Annotated in this window: 9 protein-coding genes; 8 read left to right on the top strand and 1 reads right to left on the bottom strand. The window is 25.2% G+C overall.

Features of this window, described 5'->3' with window-relative positions:
* The 8 genes from ACTTAO_RS07740 to lpxB all read left to right on the top strand — a co-directional run.
* The coding region (locus tag ACTTAO_RS07740; RefSeq protein WP_440691809.1) for a 1-deoxy-D-xylulose-5-phosphate reductoisomerase at positions 1 to 958 on the top strand (958 nt) is incomplete at its 5' end.
* The gene (bamA, locus tag ACTTAO_RS07735; RefSeq protein ID WP_440691808.1) at positions 951 to 3,197 is read left to right on the top strand and encodes an outer membrane protein assembly factor BamA; all 2,247 of its coding nucleotides are present in this window, start codon (positions 951 to 953) and stop codon (positions 3,195 to 3,197) included. The genes ACTTAO_RS07740 and bamA, both read left to right, overlap by 8 nt.
* Positions 3,198 to 3,199: 2 nt before the next feature.
* Positions 3,200 to 3,703 carry an OmpH family outer membrane protein gene (locus ACTTAO_RS07730; RefSeq protein WP_440691806.1) on the top strand — a complete coding sequence of 168 codons (504 nt, stop codon included), beginning with the start codon at positions 3,200 to 3,202 and terminating at the stop codon, positions 3,701 to 3,703.
* 5 nt (positions 3,704 to 3,708) lie between these two features.
* Positions 3,709 to 4,155 (top strand): 3-hydroxyacyl-ACP dehydratase FabZ, encoded by a 447-nt coding sequence (gene fabZ, locus ACTTAO_RS07725; RefSeq protein ID WP_440691804.1) that lies wholly within the window; start codon positions 3,709 to 3,711, stop codon positions 4,153 to 4,155.
* 51 nt (positions 4,156 to 4,206) lie between these two features.
* Complete coding sequence (gene lpxD, locus ACTTAO_RS07720) at positions 4,207 to 5,187, top strand: UDP-3-O-(3-hydroxymyristoyl)glucosamine N-acyltransferase (protein ID WP_440691802.1); 981 nt, start codon at positions 4,207 to 4,209, stop codon at positions 5,185 to 5,187.
* The gene (gene lpxA / locus ACTTAO_RS07715; protein ID WP_440691800.1) at positions 5,184 to 5,966 is read left to right on the top strand and encodes an acyl-ACP--UDP-N-acetylglucosamine O-acyltransferase; all 783 of its coding nucleotides are present in this window, start codon (positions 5,184 to 5,186) and stop codon (positions 5,964 to 5,966) included. The genes lpxD and lpxA overlap by 4 nt, the downstream gene beginning before the upstream one ends.
* 1 nt (position 5,967) lies before the next feature.
* Positions 5,968 to 6,753, top strand: a complete 786-nt coding sequence (lpxI, locus tag ACTTAO_RS07710) for a UDP-2,3-diacylglucosamine diphosphatase LpxI domain-containing protein (protein WP_440691798.1) — start codon at positions 5,968 to 5,970, stop codon at positions 6,751 to 6,753.
* Entirely contained in the window at positions 6,750 to 7,883 is a 1,134-nt protein-coding gene (gene lpxB, locus ACTTAO_RS07705) for a lipid-A-disaccharide synthase (RefSeq protein WP_440691796.1), read from the top strand. Before lpxI ends, lpxB begins: the two co-directional genes overlap by 4 nt.
* Here lpxB and gltX read toward each other — a convergent pair.
* A complete protein-coding gene (gene gltX / locus ACTTAO_RS07700) occupies positions 7,863 to 9,260 on the bottom strand; it encodes a glutamate--tRNA ligase (protein ID WP_440691794.1) in 1,398 nt (465 codons plus the stop codon). The two genes, lpxB and gltX, sit on opposite strands and share 21 nt — an antisense overlap.
* Positions 9,261 to 9,276 lie beyond the last annotated feature (16 nt).

Genomic DNA, 9,276 nt, shown 5'->3' with positions numbered 1-9,276 from the left:
AATTAAAATATTTAATAATTATAATGAATTAAACAAAATCATAAAAAAAAAGATTGATTATGTCATGAATTCAATTGTTGGGATTAATGGTTTAGACCCTACATTGAAGATAATCCCATTAACAAAAAAAATTGCTATAGCTAATAAAGAATCAATTATTTGTGGTTGGTGTCTCATAAAAAAAAAATTAGATTTTTATAAAACAGATTTCATTCCAGTAGATTCTGAACATTTTTCACTATGGTATGGATTGAGTAATATTGATATTGATTCTATTGAAAAAATATATCTAACTGCCTCAGGAGGCCCTTTTTACAAAAAACCTTTAAAAAATTTTAACAACATTAGTGTGACAGAAGCATTAAATCATCCTAGTTGGAAAATGGGAAAAAAAATTTCAATCGATTCTGCTACAATGATTAATAAAGTTTATGAAGTAATTGAAGCTAAAAACATTTTTGATGTGCCATACAGTAAAATTAAAATTTTAATACATCCAAAATCTTATATACACGCTATTTTAAAGTTTAATAATGGGTTAATTAAATTAGTTGCTCATGAAACTACAATGAAAATTCCTATTTTTAATACCCTTTTTTATAAGAGTAATAAGATATATAATTCAAAGAATCTAGATATTGATAAACTAAATAATTTAAACTTGAATAATGTTGATACAAAAAGATATCCTGTAATTAAAATACTTAAATTACTTGAAAACACCAACTCTCTCTATGAAACAGTTATTGTATCTATGAATGATACATTAGTTAATTTATTTTTAAAAAAAAAAATTAAGTTTATAGATATAAATAAATATTTATTTAAGCTCTTAAAGCAAAAAGAATTTTTAAAATTTAAAAAGATTCAACCTCTAAACGTAGATCAAATAATTAAAATAGAAAAATATGTACATTTAAAAGTTTTAGAAAAAGTGTATAAATCCAAAAATGCTTAAAAATTCTATAAACTTTTTTTTATCATTAATAGTGATTATTTTATTATTAATTAATCATTCAAATGCAGAAAAAGTATTAAAAATAGAGGTATTAGGTAATGAAAGAATTCCATTAGAAACAATAAAAATGTTATCCAATATTAATGTAGGAGATGAGGTTTCAGCTAATCAAATTAATAATTTAATTAAAAATCTTTATGAAACTAATTTTTTTAAAAATATTGAAATTAACTTTGAAAAAAATATTCTAAAATTTTACATTGAAGAAAATCCAATAATATCGAATATAAAGATTGAAGGTATTAAAGCAAAAAAAATTCAGGAAGCTATTAAAACTGTTTTGTCTTTAAGAGAAAAATCATCCTTCAATGAAATTATTTTAAAAAATGAAAAAGAAAAAATACTAAATGTACTTAAAGTACAAGGTTATATTCAAGCAAAGCTAAATGTTTTTAAAGAAGAAATAGGAAATAATAAGATAAATTTAATTTTTGAAATAGATCTTGGTGAGAAGGCTAAAATTAAAAAAATAACATTTATAGGGAATAAAATTTATAAAGATCAAAAATTAAAAAGAGTAATAGTTAGTGAAGAATATAAATTTTGGAAATTCTTGAGTGGAAAAAAATATTTAAATGAGAATTTAATTAATTTTGATTTACAACTTTTAAAAAATTTTTATTTAAATAAAGGTTATTACAATGTTGTTATTAATTCTTCTTTTGCTAAAAAGTTTGATGATGATAATTTTGAATTGATTTTTAATATTAATGCTAAAAATAAAGTTAAATTTGGAAAACTTGAGTTACAGCTACCAGCAGACTATGATAAAAATAATTTTATAAAAATTAATGAAACATTTAAAAACTTAAATGGAAAAACGTATTCACTTAATAGGATAAAAGATATATTGGATGAAATTGATTTAATTGTTCTTAATGAACAATATGAAACAATTAAATCAGATGTTGAAGAAAATTTAGTTGGAGATTTGTTAAACCTAAAATTTGTTATTTCTGAAACTGAGAAAAATTTTGTAGAAAAAGTTAATATCTATGGAAACAATGTAACAGTTGAAACTGTTATCAGAAATCAGTTACTTATAGATGAAGGCGATCCTTATAATGAAATTTTAAAAACAAAATCAATAAATAATATAAAAAGTTTAAATTTTTTTAAAGACGTAAAATCTGAAATTATCGATGGATCTTCTAAGGATAAAAAAATAATTAATATTTCTGTTGAAGAAAAGCCAACAGGTGAAATAACTGCTGGTGCTGGTTTTGGAACTACTGGATCATCCTTTATGGTAGGTGTGAAGGAGAATAATTTTTTAGGAAAAGGAATTAGTCTGGATTCTAATTTAAATTTGAGCACAGAAACAGTTAAAGGAAGGTTTGAAATTGAAAATAAAAATTTTAAGAATTCAGACAAATCTCTCTTTTTGGTTATCGATGCAAGTGAAACTGATAGATTAAAAAATTCTGGCTATAAGTTTAATAAGACAGGTTTCGAGATTGGATCTGGTTTTGAATACTATGATGATTTTTTCTTAAGAATTGGTACTTCAAATTATTATGAAAGAATTGAAACCGACAATACTGCCTCAGCAAGGCAGCAAGCTCAAGAAGGGGATTATATTGATTTATTTTTGGACATTGGTCTTACTCTTGATAAAAGAGACCAAAAATTTCAAACAACTGATGGTTTCTTAAGTTCATACTCATTAAATTTACCTTATATAAGTGATACATACACATTAGTAAATAAATACAAGTACACATATTATACTGAATTTTATGAAAATAATGTATCATCTTTTTCTTTTTCTTTAAGAAGCGCTCACTCTATTAAAGACGAAGATATTAAATTATCTGAAAGACTAACAGTTCCATCAAACACATTAAGAGGATTTGAGTATGGTAAAATAGGTCCTAAAGATGGAGATGATTACATTGGTGGAAATTATATGAGTTCAATAAATTTTACAACTACATTACCACAAATTTTAGAAAATTCTCAAAATACAGATTTTATAATTTTTGTGGATGCAGCTAATTTGTGGGGTGTTGATTATAATTCGTCATTAGATGATAATGAAATTAGAAGTTCAATTGGAGTTGGTTTAGATTGGTATTCTCCAGTTGGACCAATGAATTTTTCATTAGCACAACCTATAACTAAAAGTTCAAATGATGTAACAGAAACATTTAGATTCAATTTAGGTACAACATTTTAGAAATGTTTCTTAAATTATTTAAAATTCTAATTTTATTAGCTGTTGTAACATCACCAGCTTTATCAAAAGAAAAAATTGTTTATTTAGATCTTGATTTTTTATTTGCAAATTCAATTAAAGGCAAAAATATTCAAAATGCACTAAAAAATATGGATCAGGAAAATATAAATTTTTTAAAACAGAAAGAAAATGATCTTAAATCTGAAGAAAACAATATTTTGTCACAAAAAAATATTCTTTCTGATGATGCATACAATGAAAAAGTTAATAATTTTAAAAAAAAATTAGATAATTTTAGATCAGAAAAGGACAAATTAGTTCAAAACTTTGATAAAACACGAAAAACTAAATTAGATAAATTTATGCTAGAAATTAATAATATTGTTAAGGAATATGTTGAAAAAAATTCAATTGATTTAGTTTTAAATAAAAAACATATTTTAATGGGAAAAAATAATTATAATATAACTAATGAAATCATAAAAATACTTGACAGACAAAATTAAAGTAAATGACATCTATTTATAAAAAAGAAATTATAGATTTGCTACCTCATAGGGAGCCAATGTTATTAATTGATGAGTTACACGATATAGTTAAACTCACTTCTGCAACCGCTGTATTAAATGTAAAAAAAGACAGTTTTTTTGTACAAGGACATTTTCCAGGGCAGCCAGTTATGCCAGGTGTGTTAATTGTTGAGTCGTTTGGTCAAGCAGCTGCTGCTTTGACTGCTCATGGTTTAGACAAATCCACATATGAAAATAAACTTGTATTTTTAATGGGTGTAGAAAAAGCGCGATTTAGAAACCCAGTTATACCTGACTGTAAATTAATTTTAAAAATCGAGGCTATAAGATCTCATGGTAGAGTCTGGAAATACAAAGGTGAAGCTTTTGTAAATGAAGTTAAAATGGCAGATGCAATTTGGTCAGCAACAATTGTAGATAAGAAATAAATAGCAATAAATATTGATAACTCAAAAATAATTGCTCTGTTAAAAGCAATTATGTCTAATCCCTTCTTTAAAAATAAAGGTCCTTTTTTAATTTATGATATTTTAAATTTTCTTGAAATTAAAAACGCATCTGTACCAAAGAATTTTGAAATTAAAGATATAAAGGATTTATACAGCTGCAATAATTCTGAGATTACATTTCTACATTCAAAAAAATATAAAGATTTAGCTCAAAAAACTAAAGCATCTTTTTGCATCACGACAGAGAATTTAAAAAATGAACTTCCAAATCATTGTGTCCCTCTAATTGTTGAAAATGTATTACTATCTGTATCTAATATCACATCAATGTTTTATCCTAATGCTATCAACGATGATTTTGATGATACTGCAATTGATATTAGTGAAACAGATTTTAAGGATAAAGTTATTTTTGGTAAAAATGTTTTAATAGGAAAAAATGTATCAATAGGTGAAAATTGTAAGATAGGTCATAACACAATAATTGAAAAAAATGTTTCTATTGGAGATAATTGCTCTATAGGTTCAAATACAATAATAAGAAATTCACTTATAAGTAATGACGTTAAAATTTTAGATAATTGTGTAGTTGGAAAACATGGTTTTGGTTTCTTTCCAAATAAAAATAAGAATTTAAGATATCCACATATTGGTATTGTAATTATTGAGGAAAATTGTGAAATAGGATGTGGTTCTACTATTGATAGAGGTTCGATGTCAAATACAGTTATTGGTAAAAACACCTTTTTAGATAACCAAATACATATAGCTCATAATGTTAAAATAGGAGAAAACTCTATTATAGCAGGTCAAGTAGGAATTGCAGGCAGTTCAATTATTGGTTCAAACGTGAAAATAGGTGGCCAAGCAGGAATTTCAGGACATATTAAAGTTGGTAACAATGTAGAAATAGGAGGTGGCTCTGGAGTAATAAGAAATATTCCAGATAATACAAAAGTAATGGGTTATCCAGCAAAAAATATTAGAGAATTTTTAAGAGACAACAAATGATTCACAAAACAGCTATTATAGACTCAAATGCTAAAATTTCTCAAAATGTAACAATTGGACCTTATTCTGTTATTGGCCCAAATGTAGAAATAGGAGATGGAACAGTTATTCAGTCTCATGTAAATATAACAGGTAATACTAAGATTGGTGCTAATAATAAAATTTATCCATTTGTGTCTATAGGAAATGATCCACAAGATTTAAAATTTAAGGGTGAAAAAACTTTATTAGAGATAGGTGACAATAATAAAATAAGAGAATACGTTACTATAAATCCAGGCACAGAAGGTGGTGGAGGTAAAACTAAAGTAGGTAATAATTGTCTGTTTATGGTGTCTTCTCATATTGCTCATGATTGTATTGTTGGTGATAATGTTATTTTAGCAAACAATGTTCCATTAGGTGGCCATGCTCATGTTGATGATAATGCCATAATTGGTGGCAATTCAGCTGTACAACAATTTACTAGAGTTGGTAAATTTGCAATGATAGGTGGGATGTGTGGTGTAGTAAGAGATGTGATACCGTATGGTATAGCACATGGAAATAGAAGTATATTGCAAGGGTTAAATCTTATTGGTTTAAGAAGAAAAGATATACCAAATAAAGAAATATTATCTCTTAGTGAAGCTTATAAAATAATATTTAATAATGAGAATTTAACAGAGAATTTAAGTAATTTATCAAACGATTTAAGAAAAAATGAATTAGTTTCCGAAGTAGTTAGTTTTATAGAAAAAGATAAGAAAAGACCAATTTGCACTCCCTTTTCAAAATAAAATGATTGGTTTATTTTTAGGTGACACAGATTTTCCTGAAATAGTTTTAAAGAAAATTAAAAAATTAAATAAAGAATATTTTATTATAGATTTTTCTAAAAATAATAAATTTAAAAGAGATAAAAATTCTTACAGGATTAGCATTGGAAAATTTGGAAAAATAATCAAATTAATTAAAGAAAAAAAATCTAAAAAAGTTTTGTTTGCAGGTAAAATAGCAAAGCCTAATTTTACATCCCTTAGATTAGATTTAAAAGGTATATATTATATGCCAAGTATTATTAGAGCTTCAAAAATTGGTGATGCTGCAATTATAAAATCTATAATTAAGATCCTAGCAGATGAAGATATTAAAGTTATTAGCTCTGTATATTTTAATCCAGAACTATCTCTTAAAAAAGGAAATTATACAAAAAATAAGCCTAATAAGAATGATAACAACTCAATTAAAAAAGCTAAAAATTATTTCAATAAAATTAATAGTTTGGATCATATACAGGCTTTAGTTGTCAAAGATGAAAAAATAATTGCAAAAGAGGGAAGGCAAGGAACAAAAAAAATGCTTTCAAAAGTAAAGAAAAATTCACAAGGTATATTAATAAAATTACCTAAAATTAAACAAGATTTAAGAATGGATTTACCAACTGTTGGTTTGCAAACCTTAAAAGATATAAAAAAATATGGATTAAAAGGTCTAGTTTTAAAATCTAAAAAGAATATTTTTCTTGATAAGAAAGAAGTATTAAATTTTGCTAATAAAAACAAAATTTTTATTAAAGTTATATGAAAAAAATCTTTGTATTAACTGGCGAACCATCAGGAGACAAACTTGCTTCAACTTTAATTTCAAGATTAAAACTAGAAAATCCTGAAATTGAATATTTATCCGTTGGTGGTACTCACTTACAGAATCTAGGAATTAAATCTATTTATGATTTGAAGGAAATTACATACCTAGGATTTACAAGTGTATTGCTTAATATTTTTAGAATTAAATCAAAAATAAATAAAACTGTAGAAGAAATAATAAAATTTAATCCTGATATATTGCTAAGTGTAGATAGTCCTGATTTTACTTTACGGGTAGCAGAAAAGGTTAAAAAAATAAACAGCAACATTAAAACAATTCATTATGTAGCACCTCAGGTATGGGTGTGGCGAAAAAATAGAGTTAAAAAAATTAAAAAATTTATTGATCATATTCTTTTGTTGTTTGAATTTGAAAAAAAATACTTTGACGAAGAAAATATTAATAATACTTTTGTTGGCCATCCTCTAATAGAAATAAATCAAAATAACAAAACTATTATTGACAATATTTTACCTAAAAATAAAAAAATAATATCTTTATTTCCTGGTAGCAGAAATTCTGAAACTAATGTTTTGCTACCTATATTATTAGGTTTTATTAAATTAATGAACCAAAAGCATAAGGAATATTTTTTTTACATTCATGCAACCGAAGAAAATAAAAATTTAATTTTAGAGTATGTAAAAAAATTCAACGTTGAAAATATAGATATTGTATCTGAAGAAAATATTAAATCTGAAATTTTGTCCAAATCTATTTTTGCTGTTTCAAAATCCGGAACTGTTTCGTTGCAAATTTGTAATTTTAATGTTCCATCAATTATTATTTATAAACTTAGTTTTATTAATTTTATGATCTTTAAAATGTTAGTTAATGTAAAATTTGCAAATATTATAAATATAATTAATAATCGTGAGGTAATTCCTGAATTACTTCAAAAAGAATGTAATGCAGATGAAATATATAGGTCTGTTATTTATTTTCTTAAAAACCCCATTTTGATGAAAAAACAAGTAAGTGAATGCTCTAAAACTTTAGAGGGCATCAGATCTAAAACTTCATCAGCTGGTGAGGCAAGTTCTATTTTAATTAAGTATCTTTCTTAATCTTTTCTCAACATCTGCTTTACCTAAAGATATAACAATATCATATAGGCCTGGTCCAAATTTAGATCCTGTTAGGGCTACTCTTAACGGTTGACCTACACCTTTGAAATTTGTTTCATGTTTTTTTATCAAGTTGTTAACTATTGGTTCTAAATTATCTCTAGTTAAACTTTCTAAGTTTTTAATTTCATCTTGAAATTCATTAATTATTTTTTTTGATTTATCGTCAATTAGTTTTAAATCATTTTCATTAAAATTAACTTCATCATTAATAATATATTTTGCATTATTAAATATTTCTTCCAGTGTTTTTGCTTTGTTTTTTAAAAATACTAAAGATGATTTTATTTTTGATGCTTTTTCTGTATTAATTTTATCTTTATATTCTTCACAATATCTTAAAAGATGATCATATAGATCGTTTTCATCAATATTTTTTATATAGTGCTCATTCATTGATAAAATACGGCTCATATCTAATTTTGACGGTGATTTTCCAATTCCTTCTAAGTTAAAAAATTTAATACTTTCCTCTAAAGTAAATATTTCTTTGTCTTGATATGACCATCCTAGTCTTAGTAAATAATTTCTTAATGCGTCAGGCATAATTCCAATTTTTGAATAGTCATCCAATGTTGAAGCATTATCTCTCTTGGATAATTTTTTACCCTCTATTGTATGAATTAAAGGTATGTGGGCAAACAGTGGTACATCCCATTTCATTGCTTCATAAATTTGTATCTGTTTAAAAGTATTTATTTTATGGTCATCACCCCTAATTATATGCGTCATTCCCATTTCATGATCATCTACAGTTGCTGACAAATTATAAGTTGGAGTTCCATCATTTCTTAATATTACAAAATCTTCTATTGTGCTGTTTTCTATTTCAACATCACCTTGAACCAAATCTTTAAGAATTGAACTTCCTTCAATTTTACTTTTAAATCTGATTACAGGTTTAATTTCATTAGGAGCATCTTTTTCTTCTGCATCCCTCCATTTTCTGTTGTAAATATAAGGTATTTTCTTTTGTCTAGCTCTTTTTTTTTGCTCTTCTATCTCTTCAGGTGAACAGTAACATTTATAGGCATACCCATTTTTTAATAATTCATTTGCAATTTTTACATGATTATCAATTTTATTTGACTGAATATATTCTTTACCATCATGTTTTATCCCTAACCAATTTAGGGATTTAATTATTTGTATTTTGTGTTCTTCTTTCGATCTTTCTTTGTCAGTATCTTCAATTCTTAAATGAAAAGTGCCTTTTTGATTTTTTGAATATAACCAATTAAACAAGGCGGTTCTAACACCGCCAATATGAAGAGCTCCAGTAGGAGAGGGAGCAAAACGGGTTGCTACTTTTGACATCAGAGATGTTTAGACT

The organism is Candidatus Pelagibacter sp. HIMB1782, assembly GCF_052047475.1.
GTDB lineage: Bacteria > Pseudomonadota > Alphaproteobacteria > Pelagibacterales > Pelagibacteraceae > Pelagibacter.
This window is presented reverse-complemented; position numbering and strand designations above follow the sequence as displayed.

What these genes read in the sequence shown, in the direction of transcription:
- gltX (WP_440691794.1), bottom strand. Translation starts at nt 9,260, where the DNA reads ATGTCAAAAGTAGCAACCCGTTTTGCTCCCTCTCCTACTGGAGCTCTT.
- lpxA (WP_440691800.1), top strand. Translation starts at nt 5,184, where the DNA reads ATGATTCACAAAACAGCTATTATAGACTCAAATGCTAAAATTTCTCAA.
- lpxD (WP_440691802.1), top strand. Translation starts at nt 4,207, where the DNA reads ATGTCTAATCCCTTCTTTAAAAATAAAGGTCCTTTTTTAATTTATGAT.
- lpxI (WP_440691798.1), top strand. Translation starts at nt 5,968, where the DNA reads ATGATTGGTTTATTTTTAGGTGACACAGATTTTCCTGAAATAGTTTTA.
- bamA (WP_440691808.1), top strand. Translation starts at nt 951, where the DNA reads ATGCTTAAAAATTCTATAAACTTTTTTTTATCATTAATAGTGATTATT.
- lpxB (WP_440691796.1), top strand. Translation starts at nt 6,750, where the DNA reads ATGAAAAAAATCTTTGTATTAACTGGCGAACCATCAGGAGACAAACTT.
- fabZ (WP_440691804.1), top strand. Translation starts at nt 3,709, where the DNA reads ATGACATCTATTTATAAAAAAGAAATTATAGATTTGCTACCTCATAGG.
- ACTTAO_RS07730 (WP_440691806.1), top strand. Translation starts at nt 3,200, where the DNA reads ATGTTTCTTAAATTATTTAAAATTCTAATTTTATTAGCTGTTGTAACA.